Annotated in this window: 14 protein-coding genes; 2 read left to right on the top strand and 12 right to left on the bottom strand. The window is 43.7% G+C overall.

Going from position 1 to position 17,709, the window contains the following annotated elements; translation table 11 throughout:
• Positions 1-3: 3 nt before the first annotated feature.
• From B5X77_RS12880 to B5X77_RS12825, 12 genes are all read right to left on the bottom strand, one after another.
• Complete coding sequence (locus tag B5X77_RS12880; protein WP_079508388.1) at positions 4-756, bottom strand: Stp1/IreP family PP2C-type Ser/Thr phosphatase; 753 nt, start codon at positions 754-756, stop codon at positions 4-6.
• Positions 757-760: 4 nt separating this feature from the next.
• Complete coding sequence (gene rlmN / locus B5X77_RS12875; protein WP_079508387.1) at positions 761-1,852, bottom strand: dual-specificity RNA methyltransferase RlmN; 1,092 nt, start codon at positions 1,850-1,852, stop codon at positions 761-763.
• Entirely contained in the window at positions 1,852-3,201 is a 1,350-nt protein-coding gene (gene rsmB, locus B5X77_RS12870; protein ID WP_079508386.1) for a 16S rRNA (cytosine(967)-C(5))-methyltransferase RsmB, read from the bottom strand. Before rsmB ends, rlmN begins: the two co-directional genes overlap by 1 nt.
• 1 nt (position 3,202) lies before the next feature.
• Complete coding sequence (gene fmt, locus B5X77_RS12865; protein ID WP_079508385.1) at positions 3,203-4,147, bottom strand: methionyl-tRNA formyltransferase; 945 nt, start codon at positions 4,145-4,147, stop codon at positions 3,203-3,205.
• On the bottom strand, positions 4,144-4,629 hold the full coding sequence (def, locus tag B5X77_RS12860) for a peptide deformylase (RefSeq protein WP_079508384.1): 486 nt from the start codon (positions 4,627-4,629) through the stop codon (positions 4,144-4,146). Before def ends, fmt begins: the two co-directional genes overlap by 4 nt.
• A gap of 91 nt (positions 4,630-4,720) precedes the next feature.
• The gene (gene priA / locus B5X77_RS12855; RefSeq protein ID WP_079508383.1) at positions 4,721-7,135 is read right to left on the bottom strand and encodes a primosomal protein N'; all 2,415 of its coding nucleotides are present in this window, start codon (positions 7,133-7,135) and stop codon (positions 4,721-4,723) included.
• On the bottom strand, positions 7,135-8,343 hold the full coding sequence (coaBC, locus tag B5X77_RS12850) for a bifunctional phosphopantothenoylcysteine decarboxylase/phosphopantothenate--cysteine ligase CoaBC (protein ID WP_079508382.1): 1,209 nt from the start codon (positions 8,341-8,343) through the stop codon (positions 7,135-7,137). Before coaBC ends, priA begins: the two co-directional genes overlap by 1 nt.
• 1,174 nt (positions 8,344-9,517) lie before the next feature.
• The gene (rpoZ, locus tag B5X77_RS12845) at positions 9,518-9,742 is read right to left on the bottom strand and encodes a DNA-directed RNA polymerase subunit omega (protein ID WP_079508381.1); all 225 of its coding nucleotides are present in this window, start codon (positions 9,740-9,742) and stop codon (positions 9,518-9,520) included.
• Positions 9,743-10,357 carry a guanylate kinase gene (gmk, locus tag B5X77_RS12840; protein WP_079508380.1) on the bottom strand — a complete coding sequence of 205 codons (615 nt, stop codon included), beginning with the start codon at positions 10,355-10,357 and terminating at the stop codon, positions 9,743-9,745. It abuts the gene before it with no gap.
• A gap of 9 nt (positions 10,358-10,366) precedes the next feature.
• Entirely contained in the window at positions 10,367-10,630 is a 264-nt protein-coding gene (gene remA / locus B5X77_RS12835; protein WP_023614949.1) for an extracellular matrix/biofilm regulator RemA, read from the bottom strand.
• A 56-nt stretch (positions 10,631-10,686) separates the two neighbouring features.
• Positions 10,687-11,562: a YicC/YloC family endoribonuclease gene (locus B5X77_RS12830; protein WP_079510228.1), complete on the bottom strand. Its 876-nt coding sequence runs from the start codon at positions 11,560-11,562 to the stop codon at positions 10,687-10,689.
• Between the two features lie 110 nt (positions 11,563-11,672).
• Positions 11,673-14,363, bottom strand: a complete 2,691-nt coding sequence (locus B5X77_RS12825) for a calcium-translocating P-type ATPase, SERCA-type (RefSeq protein ID WP_079508379.1) — start codon at positions 14,361-14,363, stop codon at positions 11,673-11,675.
• Positions 14,364-14,765: 402 nt separating this feature from the next.
• Here B5X77_RS12825 and B5X77_RS12820 point away from each other — a divergent pair, with 402 nt between their 5' ends.
• Positions 14,766-16,475 carry an Rqc2 family fibronectin-binding protein gene (locus B5X77_RS12820; RefSeq protein ID WP_079508378.1) on the top strand — a complete coding sequence of 570 codons (1,710 nt, stop codon included), beginning with the start codon at positions 14,766-14,768 and terminating at the stop codon, positions 16,473-16,475.
• Positions 16,476-16,648: 173 nt separating this feature from the next.
• A complete protein-coding gene (locus tag B5X77_RS12815; protein WP_079508377.1) occupies positions 16,649-17,653 on the top strand; it encodes a DUF3231 family protein in 1,005 nt (334 codons plus the stop codon).
• The last annotated feature ends 56 nt before the right edge of the window (positions 17,654-17,709 follow it).

Below are 17,709 nucleotides of genomic sequence, written 5' to 3'. Positions count from 1 at the left end.
TCTTCACCTGCCCTCGTTGAATTCCTGGTATTCGACGATTGCAAGAGTAATATTATCTTCGCCGCCGTACTGATTGGCCCTTTTGATGAATTCTGCAGCTTTATCTTCAAAAGACATTTCCTTGTCCGTTATGATGCTTTCCATCTCTTCCTGGCTCACTTTATTGGAGAGCCCATCAGAACAAAGCAACAATACATCTTCCTCTTCAAAGATAATCGTCTTAACATCCATCTCGACTGATTCTTCTGTCCCAAGGGCTCTCAAAAGAACATTTTTACGAGGATGATGCTCTGCATCTTCTTTTGAAATTTGCCCAGATCGAACAAGCTCATTTACAAGAGAATGATCTTCAGTCAACTGTTTGAAGCCTGATTCGTTCAGTAAATAACAGCGGCTGTCACCTATGTTTACAACAGTCGCGAATAGATTTGTGCAAATGGCCGCCACTATGGTTGTTCCCATGCCTTCACATTCAGTATTTTTCAAAGAGTGCTCATAAATCTTATGATTGACCTGTAAAACGGATTCTTCCAGCCAGTTTTCTGCCTCTTCTGCTGTTTGTATCTTCGCTGATGTTTCCCAGAGAACCTTCAGATGCTTGATTGTCATATCACTGGCTACATCCCCTGCACGGTGGCCGCCCATGCCATCTGCTACGATGGCAAGGCGCTGCCCGTGAGAATTCATAAAGATGCCGCCGTTGTCTTCATTATGCAGGCGAACCTTTCCCCTGTCTGTCATGAAAACAGCCTTCATCTTGTCACCTCGTCTCTTCTTTTCTTTCTTTCGCCCGAAGTTGTCCGCAAGCTGCTTCAATGTCATGCCCTTGTTCTCTTCTTATTGTTACATTCACTCCACGGTCGCGAAGAGTACGTTCAAATTTGAAGATTTGGCTCTTAGGTGTTCTTACGTAATCACGTTCAGGTACATAATTGACCGGTATCAAATTGATATGGCACTTCAACCCTTTTACAAGTTGTGCAAGCTCTTCAGCGTGTTCAACCTGATCATTCACTCCTCCAAAGAGCCCATATTCAAAGCTGATTCTTCGGCCGGTTTTGTTGACATAATATCGGACTGCGTCCATTAAATCCGGAAGCTTGTATGCACGGTTGATTGGCATCAATCTGCTGCGAAGCTCGCTATTCGGTGCATGAAGGGAAATCGCAAAATTGATCTGCATGTTTTCATCAGCAAATTGGTAAATCTTCGGAATGATACCGCTTGTTGATACGGTAATATGACGAGCACCGATATTCATTCCTTTTTCATGGTTCATAATTTTCAGGAATGAGAGCATACTGTCATAGTTATCAAACGGTTCGCCGATACCCATTATGACAATCGAACTTACTCTCTCATCTGTCTCATCAAGTGCCTGTTGTACTTTTACGACCTGGGCAACGATTTCTCCTGCTTCAAGGTTCCTTTTTAAACCGCCAAGTGTAGAAGCACAGAACGTACACCCAATACGACAACCAACCTGAGTAGTGACACAAACAGAATTTCCATATTCATGCCTCATAAGAACCGTTTCAATTGATACGCCATCTTGCAGTTCAAACAAGAACTTGATCGTTCCGTCAGATGATGTCTGCTGCACAATCGTACTCAGGGTTGTGAGCACAAAATGCTGCTCCAGCTTGTCCCTTAACTCCTTTGACAAATTGGACATATCCTCAAATGATGCTGCTCTCTTTTTGTAGAGCCAGTCATAAATTTGTTCTGCCCTGAATGGCTTTTCTCCTTGTTCCTTCAGCCAGTCTTTCAATTCGTTAAGCTGAAGGGAATAAATGGATTTTTTGACTGTTTTTTCTGTCGCTGATATTCTTGTTGTTTTTTCCTGTTCCATTATTCCACCTTCTTTCTCAAACAAGCAATGTAAAATCCATCAGAGCCAAAGTCCTGAGGAAGAATCTGTACATCAAAGCCATGTATTAAGGGCCTGATTGCTTCTGGCATTCTTTCTGCAAGTGTGGTATCTCCTGAAAATTCGGGATGCTCGCGTAAAAATTCTTTAATTACTTCCTGATTTTCTTCTCTGTCCACCGTGCAAGTGCTATAGACAAGCGTACCGCCAGCCTTAAGCAATGGGGCGACAGATTTGAGCAGACTCAGCTGAATTGATTGCAGCTGGCTGAGATCCTGTTCTTTCTTCGTATACTTCATGTCCGGCTTACGTCTCATTACGCCAAGCCCTGAGCAAGGGGCATCCAGTAATACTCGGTCAATCGATCCATGCTCGAATTGTTCGGCTGCCTGGCGGCTGTCCATTTTTTTCGCTTCTATATTTTCAAGACCAAGACGTTCAGCGTTTTGGGAAATAAGCTTTACCTTATGTTCATGGAGATCGAGAGAGATTACTTTCCCGCTATTGCCGAGTTTTTCAGCGATATGCGAGGATTTACCGCCTGGGGCCGCACAAGCATCGAGGATTACCTCTTCATCTTTAATGCCGAGTGCATGGGCAACCAGCATAGAACTCTCATCCTGAATTGTCAACAAACCATATTTGAATGCCTTCGAGGAGGCAAGGTTGCCCCGGAGGCTTTTGATTGCTTCCGGCAGAATCGGGCTCGGTTCCACATCAAAGCCTTCTTCAGCCAACAATTCCAGGCACTCTTCACGTGAAATTCTTGTCAAATTAACCCTGCCTGTCTGCAGCGGGGCAGTCAAATTCATTTCACACATTTCCCTTGTCTTTTCAATTCCGAACTGGCCAACCCATCTTGTGACTAACCATAATGGATGGCTAGTTTCTATTGATATTCTTTCCGCAGGATCTGAAATTGAATCGAGCGAAGGAAGTCCATTTCTCTGAATGCTGCGAAGGACTCCGTTCACAAGGCTGGCAATTCCCTTATGGCCGCGCCGCTTCGAAATTTCCACTGCTTCAAAAATCGCTGCCCTGTCTGGTATTTTATCTAAATAGACCATCTGGTAAACGGTCATGCGGAGCAGATTGACCACCCAGCTTTGCAGCTTCTTATTTTTCTCGATAAATGGCTTAAGGTAAAAATCAAGAGTCATTTTACGCTGTAAAGTACCGTATACCAATTCAGTCAGCAAGCCGATATCAATGGGACTAATTTCATATTTTTCAATAGCATTGTTCAGGAGCAGGTTGCTGTAAGCCTGGTTTTTTTCAACCGTTTCCAGGAGCTGCAATGCAGTATCCCTGACATTTTTCTTTTTACTCATTTTAGTCTCCTAACCTTACGCCGGGCTCTAAGTTCGCCCCTGCCCCGAGCAAAAATTGCCTTGCGTCCATCTTTTTCTTGCCTGCGGGCTGGAGTTGTGTAATTTTAATAACAGTATCATCTCCCGTCGCTACTACAAGACCGTCTTCTTCAATTCCTATGAGGGTTCCGGGTTGGCTGTTTCCTTTATAGTCCGACTTCACCGCACTCCACACCTTTATCACTGCCCCGTCCATTGTTGTATAAGCAACCGGCCATGGGTTCATGCCGCGAATATGGTTATAGATTTTATCACCAGGAGCGTTCCAATCAATTTTCTCCTGTTCTCGCTTGATATTCCAGGCAAAAGTAGCTTGATCATCATTTTGCGGAGTTGGTGTGATTTCACCGTTTAAAAGCTTTGGAATCGTTTCAGATAAAAGGTCTGCTCCAGCAGCGCTCATTTTATCATGCAATGAACCAACTGTATCTGTTTCCGTAATCGGTACTTCAACCTGCGTCAAGATATCACCTGCATCAAGCTTTTCAACCATGTACATAATGGTTATTCCAGTCTTCTCTTTTCCCTCAATGATCGCGTAATGGATCGGCGCACCACCGCGCAGTTCTGGCAATAGAGAAGCATGGACGTTTATGCAGCCATACTTTGGTGCCTCAAGGAGTTGATTTGGTAAAATCTGTCCAAAAGCAGCTGTGACAATCAGATCCGGTTCAAGCGCGAGGATTTTTTTCAGTTCTTCAGGCTGGCGGATTTTTTCTGGCTGATAGACCGGGATGCCATGCTTCACCGCTTCTGCTTTTACAGGAGGCGGTGTAAGAACCCGCTTTCTGCCAACCGGGCGGTCAGGCTGCGTCACAACACCGACAACGTCGTAGCCTTCCTCCAGCAATCTTCGCAAAACCGGTACAGAAAAGTCCGGAGTTCCCATAAATACGATTCTTGTCATTCCTGGTTCAACTCCTCTAACTCAGCTTCTTCGATATATTTTGATACCTTCGTGGTAAATAACACACCGTGCAAGTGATCGATTTCATGCAGAATTGCCCGTGCCAAGAATTCCTCCGCTTCGATCTCAAATGTCTTACCTTTCCGGTTTTGGGCCCTTACCTTTACATAGTTTGGGCGTGTAACCTCTCCGTATAAACCCGGAAAGCTTAAGCAACCCTCCGGACCAGTCTGCTCACCGCCGGTTTCCAGTATCACCGGGTTGACCATTTCGATTGTTCCATGCTCATCATCGATATCGACAATTGCAATCTGCTTTTTTATATCTATCTGAGGAGCGGCCAGACCTACCCCATCAAATTCAATCATGGTATCGTACATATCATCCAGCAATTTGGCCAGTCTTTTATCAAAAACTGTGACTTTTTCACATTCCTGTTCCAAAATTTCTGCCGGATAAGTAACTATTTTTCTTACTGCCAAAATAAATCCTCCAATAAATCCTTTATATATAGTATTAGCTTGTTCAATCTGCTTTTACCGTAAACTTTGACGTTTCCATAAAAAGTTATCATTACATCAGAATATATGGGTTCAAATCGACGGAAATCTGCAAACCGCCAGTTCCCATTTCCTGCTGGTAATGGTCGAGTACAGTTTTAAGAACATTGCTAAGTTCTGGTTCCTTTTTGTATTTTATCAGACATTGATAACGATATCTATCGTTGATACGAGGTATTGGTGATGCTACCGGTCCCAGTATGACTGCTTCCATCGAAAGCTTGGATGATATGAATTTTGCTATTTTTTCCGTAACAGCAACTACTTTCATCAATTCCTCATGGCTGACCGTCACAAGAGACAGGTAGTAAAACGGCGGATATTGATGAATCTTCCTCATGAGCATTTCCTGCTGGTAGAAACGGTCGTAATCCTGTGTGCCTGCTAATTCGACGCTATAATGTTCAGGTGTATAAGTCTGGATTACTACCTCACCTGGAAGTTTGTGCCTTCCTGCCCTCCCGCTGACCTGGGTGAGGAGCTGGAATGTTTTTTCCGATGAACGGAAATCAGGCAGGTTAAGCATCGTGTCTGCCGAAAGAACCCCAACAAGCGTAATATTAGGAAAATCCAGCCCTTTGGCTATCATTTGTGTCCCTAGTAAAATATCGGCCTGTCCTTCCTGGAAAGCAGTCAAGAGTTTTTCATGTGATCCCTTTCTCCCTGTAGTATCGACATCCATCCTGATGACCCTCGCTTCAGGAATCAGCTTGACGAGTTCTTCCTCTACTTTTTGGGTACCAGTTCCGAAATAGCGGATATGTTCACTATTGCATTCCGGACAAATTGTCGGCACCCTGTCCTCATGTCCGCAATAATGGCATTTCATCTGTTCATTATAACGATGATATGTCAGCGTGATATCGCAATGCGGACAATTCATAACATAACCGCAATCCCGGCACATAACAAAGGAAGAGTGACCCCGTTTGTTCAGAAACAGAACAGTCTGTTCTTTTTTTTCAAGCCTGTCTTTGATTTTTTCAAAAAGCTTTACCGAAAACATGGAACGGTTACCTGTTCTCAGCTCTTCCCGCATATCAACAATTTCTACAGAAGGAAGCGGCTGGTTGTTCATACGTTTTGGCAGTGACAACAACGTATATCTTCCTTTTTGCGCCCTGGCAAACGATTCGAGTGACGGAGTAGCGCTGCCGAGAACAACCGGACATGCAAAGGTTTTAGCCCGCTGGATTGCAACGTCCCTTGCATGGTAGCGTGGATTTTCTTCCTGTTTATAGCTTGTTTCATGCTCTTCATCAATAATGATGATGCCAATATTCTCGAATGGCGCAAATATGGCCGACCTTGCTCCAACGACAACTTTAACTTCCTTCCGCTGGATTTTCCGCCATTCATCATATTTCTCACCTGCAGATAATCCGCTATGCATGACAGCAACCAGGTCGCCAAAACGCTCCTTGAAACGAGTGACCATCTGGGGAGTCAATGAGATTTCCGGCACAAGCACAATCGCTTCTTTTCCCTTGCTAAGAACCTCCTGGATCGACTGCAAATAAATTTCGGTCTTGCCGCTTCCTGTTACTCCGTACAAAAGAAAGACTTCATGTTCTTCCTTTTCAATAGAAGAAAGGATAGGACTGATTGCTTTTTCTTGTGCAGCAGTCAATTCCAGGGCCGTTTTCCGTTCAAATTCCCGTTCTGAATAGGGGTCCCTGTATACCTCCATCTCTTCTACTTTCAGGATCCCTTTCTTAACGAGGGATTGAATCGATGCCTGGGAGACCCCCAGAGTGGAAAGCAGCAATCTCTGCTCCACAGGCTCGGGATGCTCCAAAAAGAAATCCAGGACTGCCTGCTGTCCTGATGCCTGTGCAGAAAGGCCGGCTCTTGCTTCTTTAAGCGGTTCCGCTTCAATGTTTGGATAAACATGTTTGAGCAGCTTTTTGCGCACACGGTCCTTCACTTGATAGACGACTTCAACCTTGCCTGCTGCAGCTTCCCTTTGCAGCTTTTGGACGAACCCCTTTGCAACTGCATCGTCCCATTTTAATTCACTATTTTCTTTAAATAGTTGTGCCAGACTTTCAGGGAGGTCACTTAACTCAATCCCTTTAGCCAGCATAATCTTTTTCTCATATTTTGCTTTTAGGGCAGCAGGGAGCATTGCCTGATAAGAGGAGATTTTATAGCTTAAGGTATGTTCAGTCAGCCACTCTCCCAACTGCAAAAGCTCCTCATTTAATACCGGTGTCAAATCCAGCGGTTCGATAATGGACCGCAGCTTTGAAAAGTTGGATCGATCCTTGAGTCCCGTGACAAAACCCTGGATTTTACGCGGGCCAAAAGGTACGATTACCCTTGTCCCAGGCTTGATGACATCTAAGAATTTATCCGGTATTTTATAATCAAAAGTCTTGTCTGTCTGCTTGGCAGGAACATCGACAATAACGCTTGCTATATTCATTAGCTTTCATCCTTCTTTAAAAGCAGGGCGACTTCTGACAGGATCCTGCGGGCAACATCCGTTTTTGCCATCAGAGGTAATTCCAGCTTACTTCCATCCGCCTTGAATATAGTCACTATATTTGTATCTGTGCCAAACCCGGCCCCTTCCTGCTTAACGTCATTTGCTACAATCATATCAGCATTTTTTCTGACGAGTTTGCCCTGGGCATGTTTTTCGACATCATTAGTTTCAGCCGCGAACCCAACGATGACCTGCTTCTCTTTTCTCTGTCCAAGTTCAAAAAGGACATCTTTTGTGCGCTCCAGTTCGAGTGCCTGATCGCCTTCTTTTTTCTTCATTTTTTCTTCATATATATATTTTGGCCGATAATCCGCTACAGCTGCGGTACCTATCAGGATATCCGCTGCACCGAAATATTCCAGGGCAGCGTTGTACATCTCCTCTGCGCTTTCTACTTCGATCAGCTCCGCTCCACCTGGCGGGTCAAGAGAGACCGGGCCGGAAACCAGAATGACTTTCGCTCCCATTTTCAAAGCTTCTCCAGCAAGGGCATAACCCATTTTTCCGGTTGAATGGTTGGTCAGGAAGCGAACAGGGTCTATTTTTTCACGAGTCGGGCCGGCAGTTATTAAAACCGTCTTGCCCGAAAGTTCCCCGCTCGGCTTATTGAAGAATCGGATGGCTCGCTCTACAATTGTCTCAGGTTCTTCAAGGCGTCCTTTTCCTGTATAGCCACAGGCCAAATATCCTTCTCCTGGTTCAATAAATTCATAGCCAAAATTCCTTAGCGTATCCATATTTTTTGTGACAGCCGGATGCTGATACATATGCACGTTCATCGCCGGAGCTATCCATACCGGTGCAGTCGCGGCCAGCAATGTCGTCGAAATCATGTTGTCAGCAATACCATTGGCAAGCTTGCCAATGATGTTTGCAGTAGCAGGAGCCACAATGATCAGGTCAGCCCAGTCTGCCAAATGGATATGTGCAATATTTTCAGGATTTTTTTCATCAAATGTATCAGTATAAACTTCACTTCGGGACAAAGCCTGAAATGTGAGCGGAGTGACAAATTTAGCTGCTGATTCACTCAGGATTACCTTCACCTCTGCACCAGCCTGCGTCAGCTTACTTGTCAGCGCAGCGCCTTTATAAACAGCAATCCCGCCGGTCACGCACAATAGAATCTTTTTACCGTTCAGCATGTCAGAAAACCCCCATTTTACAACAAACTATCATTATGATAGAACTATAACATTTTTTCACAGAATACGCATGAAATAGGCAATATAAGACAAAGGGTTTTGTCATTATTTGCGCTCTTAATTGAGAAAGTATTTTCACGGTGATTTTTTTGCAGTTTAGCTTCTCATGGTTTTATTGAACATACTCTATGTGACCTTTTGGGCTGCTTGTTGCGTATTTCGGCTTATAGAATGATTCTATGGGACCCTTTTGGCCTGCCCGGTGCTCGTTTGGGCTTATAGATTGAATCTATGTGACCTTTTGGGCTACTGGTTGCTCGTTTTGTGCTTATAGAATGTTGCTATGTGACCTTTTCACCTGCTGTTGCTCGTTTTTGGGCTTATAGAATGTTTCTATGTGACCTTTTCACCTGCTGTTGCTCGTTTTGGGCTTATAGATTGTTTCTATGTGACCTTTTCACCTGCTGTTGCTCGTTTTGGGCTTATAGAATGTTTCTATGTGACCTTTTCACCTGCTGTTGCTCGTTTTTGGGCTTATAGAATGTTTCTATGTGACCTTTTCACCTGCTGTTGCTCGTTTTGGGCTTATAGAATGTTTCTATGTGACCTTTTCACCTGCTGTTGCTCGTTTTGGGCTTATAGAATGTTTCTATGTGACCTTTTCACCTGCTGTTGCTCGTTTTTGGGCTTATAGTTGCTCGTTTTGGGCTTATAGAATGTTTCTATGTGCCCTTTTCACCTGCTGTTGCTCGTTTTGGGCTTATAGATTGTTTCTATGTGACCTTTTGAGCTACTGGTTGCGAGTATGGGCTTATAGAATGTTTCTATGTGACCTTTTCACCTGCTGTTGCTCGTTTTGTGCTTATAGAATGTTTCTATGTGACCTTTTCACCTGCTGTTGCTCGTTTTGGGCTTATAGAATGTTTCTATGTGACCTTTTCACCTGCTGTTACTCGTTTATGGGCTTATAGAATGTTTCTATGTGACCTTTTCACCTGCTGTTACTCGTTTATGGGCTTATAGAATGTTTGTATGTGACCTTTCTTGCCTTCTAAACATTCGTTTTAGAACTTTTCTATTTTTACCTTCATATATAATGAGAACCATCAGGTCTTAATATTAAATTGACAGAACAAAAAAATAACAACCCAATAAATAGGTTGTTATCAAGGTGTTATTCGTTGATATTTAACTCTTCGTGGCTTCCTGCAGTTTTGAAGTGAAGCTTTTCAGCGTTGATTTCTTCAAGTGCTTTACCGACGAATTTGTTGGAAACATACTTGTCGATTTTCGGATCCATGTGGACCTGCATGCTGCGTGCGCGCTTGGCTGCAACAGAAACCAATGAGTATTTTGAGTCAATTTTAGTCATTAATGAATCAATAGAAGGATAAAGCATTTATTCTACCTCCAGCATTTTTTTATAACGATGTTGAACTCGTTCCCTGCGGCAGTGCTCGGCAACGACGATAGACTTTACTCGTGCTGCTGCTCTTTCTACCTGGTCGTTCTCAACAACATAATCATACAATTCCATCATGTCAAGTTCTTCTCTCGCAGCTTTCATCCTGCCCTTGATGATATCCTCCGTCTCTGTGCCTCTGGTCACGATCCGGTTTTCTAGTTCTGAAAGGCTAGGCGGTGCCAGGAAAATGAACAGGCCTTCCGGGAATTTTCTCCTTACCTGGCTTGCTCCCTGAACCTCAATTTCCAGAAAAACATCTTTTCCAGCATCTAGCGTTTCCCGGACGTACTCAACAGGAGTGCCATAGTAATTGCCAACAAACTCTGCATACTCCAAAAGTTGGTCCTCCCTGATCATCTCTTCGAATTCTTCCCTTGTTTTAAAGAAATAATCTACTCCATTCCGCTCTCCTTCACGAGGAAGTCGGGTGGTTGCAGAAACGGAATATTCAAAAGCGGTATCCGGTTGGGAAAATAACTCTTTCCGAACCGTTCCTTTTCCAACCCCGGATGGTCCTGAAAGAACAATTAACAATCCTTTTTCCTGCATTAAAACGTCCTACCCTTCATCTATAATATCATCTCGGTCATTCAAGCGGTGTGCTACCGTTTCCGGCTGAACCGCTGAGAGAATGACATGATCACTGTCCATCACGATGACAGCCCTGGTCCTTCTTCCGTATGTAGCATCTATTAACGATCCTCGGTCACGAGCATCCTGGATGATCCGTTTGATAGGAGCTGATTCAGGACTTACGATTGAAATGATCCTGTTCGCTGAAACAATATTGCCGAAGCCTATATTTATAAGCTTTATTGCCATGATGGTCCCCCAATCATCAGTTATTTATTTTGGCCCTTACAGACCCTTTCTAAACGCTACTCTATATTTTGTACTTGTTCCTTAACCTTTTCAAGGAGACTTTTCATTTCGACAACTTCTCTGGCAATCCTTGAATCATTCCCTTTGGACCCAATCGTGTTGACCTCTCGATTCATTTCCTGAAGCAGGAAATCGAGTTTCCTTCCCAGTGGTTCATCCGCATTTAGAATTTCTTTAAATTGGTTCACATGACTTACAAGCCGGGCAATTTCTTCACTGATATCTGCTTTATCAGCAAAAAAAGCGGCTTCTGTCAGAATCCTGCCTTCGTCTGCATCTCCTTCTATGATATCAGACATCCTCTTTTTTAGCCTCTCACGGTACTGTTCGACAACATCGGGAGCAAATTGTTTCACACGCAAAATGTGATTGGTCATCAGGTGTATATACTGTAAAACATCCTTTTGAAGGGCGGCGCCTTCAAGCCTGCGCATTGCGACCAGCTGAATACCGGCTTCTTCAACCGCTGAGAGGACTAGCTGTTCCAGCTCTTCACTTTCCGCTTCCTTTTCATCAATATGTATGATTTCTTCCCTGTTGACAATATCGCGAAGTTCTATGTCTCCAGCTAAGCTGTATCTGTTTTTTATTTCGGATATGTTTTGGACAAATTCGTCCAGGGCTTCCCAGTCAATATGTACACTTCGGCTTACTATGCCTTCGCCCTCCAAAGTGACAAATACTTCGACTCTTCCTCTGTTTATATGCTCGCCAAGTTTCTTTTTGATTTTTTCTTCCGTTTTCAGGAGCTGCCTCGGCATGCGAATATGAAATTCACAAAAACGATGATTGACCGTTTTCACTTCAACAGTGACACTGAATCTTTCTGATTCTGTTTTGCTCCTGCCAAATCCAGTCATACTGACGACCATTCCAGACACATCCAATCTCTCCAAAAAGTCGAGTTCCTGTTGACACATGGAACGGGTAATATATGTAAAAAAAAAGAAAGGCAATAGAGCCTTCTCTATTACCTAACGGATTATATCATATTTCTCCTTGTTTTTCTTGCAAAAAATGTTCCTGCCAGTAAAAATGTTGGAACAGCCGATAAACCAAGGATCAATAGCCAGTCAGCAGGCTGGATAGAAACTGTATGGAAAATCGGCTGCAATACCGGTGAATAAATTACGCCAAGGACCATAACCAATGAAGAAATAACGGCCCAAACCAAATATTTGTTACCAAATGGATTGCGGGCAAAGATTGATTTCTCGCTTCGGCAGTCAAATACATGGATCAGCTGAGCCATTACTAGTGTTGTAAAGGCAATTGTCTGGGCGTAAATAAGTTCATCAGGGTTTCTTTTGTATACAATCATGAATGCAATCAATGTGACGAGACCGATCAAGAATCCTCTGGAAATGACTTTCCATCCTAAACCGCGGGAGAATACTCCTTCTTTAGGATGGCGGGGAGCCCTCTTCATTACATCGTCTTCAGGCTGGTCAAGCCCCAGAGCCATCGCTGGCAAGCCGTCTGTTACCAGGTTTACCCACAGGATTTGAATCGGCACTAACGGGAGCGGCAAACCTAATATCATTGCGAAAAGCATGACCAAAATCTCCCCAACATTTGAAGCCAGGAGATAACGGATGAATTTCCTGATATTTTCATAGATATTACGGCCTTCTTTGATGGCCGCCTTGATGGTGGCAAAGTTATCGTCGAGGAGTACCAGAGAAGAGGCTTCCTTCGCCACATCTGTACCAGTAATCCCCATAGCCACGCCTATATCGGCTGCTTTGATAGCCGGTGCGTCGTTTACCCCGTCTCCTGTCATCGCGACGATATGGCCTCTGTTTTGAAGTGCCTTTACAATTTTTAATTTATGCTCCGGCGAAACTCTTGCAAAAACTGAGACATCGTCTACAATATCTTCAAGCTCTGAAACTGACATCTCGGACAAAGTTTTGCCTTCTATCACTTTACTGTCTTTTGTTAAAATGCCTAACTGCTTGGCAATTGCCTTTGCAGTGATGACATGGTCACCCGTAATCATAACGGTTTTGATGCCTGCATCACGGCATTCTTTCACTGCGGTCTTCACTTCTGGGCGCGGCGGATCAATCATCCCCTGCAGGCCGATAAAGGTCAAGTCCTTTTCAGCTTCGTTTTCATGCAGGATAACATTGCCTTGCGGAATCGACTTAAAGGCTATCGCGATAGTTCTCAATGCATTCCCTGCCAGTTCGTCAATCGCTCCCTGGACTTTTGCTGTCAGCTCTTTCGTTAACCTCTGCTGTCTTTCATCCCAAAGAATCGAATCACTTAAACCAATCAGGACGTCTGGCGCTCCTTTGACCACTGCAAACTTTCTTCCTGATTTATCTTTAACTATCATACTCATCATTTTTCGCTTTGAATCAAAGGGGAATTCATTGACAATCTCAAATTGCTCGAGTAGGCCATTTTTTCTGTACCCTGCTTTCATCGCAGCAACCAGAAGCGCACCCTCTGTAGGATCACCATCAATGATGTATTCACCATCTTTTTCAATCATTTCAGCATGATTGCAGAGCATACCGAATGTAAGCAGCTGCTGCAAAGATTTTTCGCTCTGCGGATCTATACTCTTATCTTTATGGAAAAACAACCCAGTCGGGGAATAACCTACTCCATCTACTCTCCAGGTTTTGTTGCCGCTCCAAAGATGTGTTACGGTCATTTTGTTTTGTGTCATCGTCCCAGTTTTATCAGAACAAATGACAGATGCACAGCCCAGCGTCTCCACTGCTGGCAATTTCCGGACAATCGCATTCTTTCTGATCATCCTCTGGACACCCAGCGACAATGCTACCGTTACGATTGCCGGCAGCCCTTCCGGAATCGCTGCTACTGCAAGGCTGACTCCTGCCAGGAACATGGTATAGAGATCATGTCCTTGAAGGACACCAATTCCGACTACCAATATTGTCAGGAACAGTGCAGCAGTGATGAGGATTTTTCCCAGTTGTTCCAATCGGCGCTGCAATGGCGTTTCCTGTGCTTCAGCACTTTGCAGCAAGTCGGCAATTTGCCCCATAGCCGTTTTCATACCTGTAGCTACAACCACACCGGTGCCGCTCCCTCTGGTGACCATCGTGCCCATAAATGCCATATTTTCCATATCACCAAGACCTGGATTTGGAATCCGTAACGGACTAGTGTTTTTTTGCACAGGGACCGATTCTCCAGTAAGCGCTGATTCTTCAATTTCAAGACTCCAGGATTCTATTAATCGGATATCGGCACCAATCCTGTCCCCACTGGCAAATTTCAGGATATCGCCTGGGACGACTTCCTTCGATGGAACCTTTGTCCACTCTCCGTCCCTTAACGCATGGACCTGTGGCGCAGACAATTCCTTTAAGGCATCCAGTGACTTTTCGGCTTTTCTTTCCTGGAAAAATCCCAAAATACCATTTACCAGAATGATGGCGATAATCGCAATCGCATCAACCATCTCACCAAGAAGGCCTGATATTAAGGTTGCCGCCAAGAGGACCAGCACCATAAAATCCTTAAACTGGCTGAAGAATAGTAACAGGGCGGATTGCTTTTCGCCTTCCGCCAGAGCATTATACCCATGCTGTTCGCGTCTGCGTTTTACTTCCTTTTCATCCAATCCTTCTGTAAAATCTGTTCTTAAGGCACTAGCAATTTCTTGTTCATTCATCTCATGGAACTTCATGGGGCCATCACACTTCCTCCTTGTTTGTCCTACTCTAAAGAAAGCTTATTCAGCCCTGTCCAAAAAAATGATAAGATGTTTATAGAATAGAATAGCGGAGGCGACTGTCCAACTCCGACAAGCGCTGGAGGACCTGACAGTGAAGTCGTTCTTTGACTTCATTGGCAGGGCCGAAGCGACTCGAGGAGTTAGGAGCCGCAGCTGGACACTATAAAAGCGGAAGCGCCTTGTCAGCTCCGACAAGCGCTGGAAGGCCGACCGGTGAAGTCGCTCTTTGACTTCATCGGTCGGACTGAAGCGACTCGAGGGGCTAGACGCTGCAGCTGGACAATATAAAAGCGGAGGCGACTTGGCCAGCCCCCTTTGAAGGAACGCTAGATAAAAGAAAAGGATGTAATTCAAATGTCATTTGACGGATTGTTTACCAGAGCGATTACAAACGAACTTTCCTCCACGCTTAAAGGAGGAAGAATCAATAAAATACACCAGCCATTCAAAAACGAAATTATTCTTGCTGTTAGAGCGAATGGAGTCAACCATAAGCTGCTGCTGTCAGCTCACCCAAGTTATGCGAGGGTCCAGCTTACGAATGAGCAGCATGAGAATCCTAATGAGCCACCAATGTTTTGCATGCTTTTACGTAAGCATCTTGAAGGTTTTATTATTGAAGATATCATTCAGGCTGGGCTGGACAGGATGATCATTTTTGAAGTGAAGGGCAGAAATGAAATCGGCGATATTTCATATAAAAGGCTGATTATTGAAATCATGGGTCGTCATAGCAATATTATCCTGGTCGATAAAAGCAGGAATGTGATCCTTGACAGCATCAAGCATATTTCCTTTGCCGTTAATACACACCGGGCGATCATGCCTGGCCAGGAATACATCATGCCGCCACAACAGGAAAAAATGGACCCACTGGAGGCGCAGGAAGAAGATGTGCTAAGGATGATTGATTTCAATGCTGGAAAGCTTGATAAGCAGTTGGTTGCTAATTTTGCCGGGGTATCTCCGGTACTGGCAAGAGAGATCATATATAAGGCAGGTCTCGCCAACCGGACAACTCTGCCTAAGTCATTTATATCCACAATGGAAGAGCTAAGAGAGCATCATTATAAGCCGTCAGTCACCTATGGCAGCAATAAGGAAGCTTTTTATCTCGTTCCCCTCGAACATTTAAAGGGTGAGACAAAATCTTTCGAGACGCTTAGCCAACTGCTGGATCGCTTTTACTTTGGAAAAGCAGAACGTGACCGAGTCAAACAGCAGGGGAACGATCTTGAACGGCTGCTTGCGAATGAGAAAGAAAAGAACGAGAAGAAAATCAAGAAGCTTGAAGCTACCCTGGAGGACGCAAAAAAAGCAGAACAATTCCAGCTTTATGGTGAATTGCTCACTGCTAACATCTTCATGGCACAAAAGGGAATGAAAGAGATTTCTGTCATGAATTATTACGATGAAAACGGAGCTTCAATTACTATTCCATTGGACCCAAGGAAAACTCCGTCGGAGAATGCCCAAAAGTATTTTACTAAATATCAAAAGGCTAAGAATTCTGTCAATATCGTAAAGGAGCAAATCGAATTAGCACAAGCCGAGGTTGCCTATTTCGATTCCTTGCTGCAACAGGTTGAGGCTGCTTCGCCGAAGGATATTGAGGAAATCAGGGAAGAATTAATCGAAGGCGGATATATACGGGCGAGGCAGAAAAAAGGCAGTAAAAATAAACAGAACCTTAAACCTGTTCTGGAAAAATACCGTGCCACTGACGGGACGGAAATACTGGTAGGAAAAAATAATAAGCAGAATGATTATTTGACAAACAAAGTAGCGGCACGCGATGAAATATGGCTGCATACTAAAGATATCCCCGGATCTCATGTCGTGGTCCGCAGCAAAGAGCCCTCAGAAGAAACCATAGTTGAGGCAGCCCAGATTGCCGCTTATTTCAGCAAAGCAAGGAATTCCAGTTCGGTACCTGTAGATTTCACAAAAGTCCGGCATGTTAAGAAACCTGCCGGTGCCAAACCAGGGTTCGTTATTTACGAACAGCAGCAGACTGTATATGTGACACCTGATGAGGACATGATTTTAAATTTTAAAAAATGACATATGAAGAACCCGCCTATCATGGCGGGTTTGTTATTGTTTGCTTTTCAGAAATGGAGAAACCTAATTATATAAGTTTCGGATAAAAAATTATCAAGCTTCGAATAATAATTTCATCTTAACTTAACACTTAAATAATATGCAGGATGAAATTATTATCGGAGGTTTTTGCATTGAAAGATATCACCCATAAAGTTTCACTGACATCTGGAGAGTTAGCGAACCTTTGGACTCAATATATGAATGATTCACTATCCATTTGCATACTTACCCATTCTATTAATAATTTGCAAGACGAAGACATCAGGAGCCTCCTTGAATTTGCGTTAAGCATCGCTAACCCCCACCTTGTTAAGATCGAAGACTTCCTAACCCAGGCTGGCTTTCCAATTCCAAAAGGCTTTACCTTGGAAGAGGATGTAAACCTTAATGCTCCTTCCTTATTTTCCGATACCTTCATGCTGGTTTATATGCATATTATGACTTTACACGGAATGACTGGTTATGCCGGGGCTGTTGGGACCTCCGTCCGTGCTGACCAGATTTCATACTTCATCCGATGCAATAAAGAAGCAATGGAATTATACGAGAGAACTGTGCATTTAATGCTGGAAAAAGGGATTTACAGCAGAACTCCTTATATTAACAGTCCCAATCAAGTAGATTTTGTAAACAGCCAGAGCTATTTAACTGGCTGGTTTGGAAAAAAGCGGTCATTGAATGCCATGGAAATCAGTGGTCTTAGTTTTAATATGCAAAAGACAGCGGTTAAAGTAGTATTAGAAATTGGATTTGGCCAGGTTTGCCGATCAAAAGAACTTCAAAAATATTTCAATAAAGGGAAAGAAATTTGCTTGAAACACTTTGAAACCTTTAGAAGTTTTTTGCTAAAAGACAATTTGTCCTCACCTAATTTATGGATTTCGGAAGTTACCAATTCCACTGTTGCTCCTTTTTCAGATAAGCTGATGTTATTTCATATAGAGACATTGATATCCGCGGCAATAGGGTTTTATAGTGCAGGTTTGTCAGTTTCTCAAAGACGGGATTTGGCACTGGAGTATACAGGACTAATCACGGAAATAGGTTTATATGCTGAAGATGGAGCTGAGCTTCTAATAAAAAATGGCTGGATGGAACGTCCGCCAATGGCAGGTTACATAGGAGACCATAAATAACCTAAAGCATCCATTTATATCCTGTGTAAACTTCTGAATAATCCCCATTATAATAA

Source organism: Mesobacillus jeotgali, from assembly GCF_900166585.1.
In the GTDB taxonomy this organism is placed as follows: Bacteria; Bacillota; Bacilli; order Bacillales; family Cytobacillaceae; genus Mesobacillus; species Mesobacillus jeotgali_A.
This window is presented reverse-complemented; position numbering and strand designations above follow the sequence as displayed.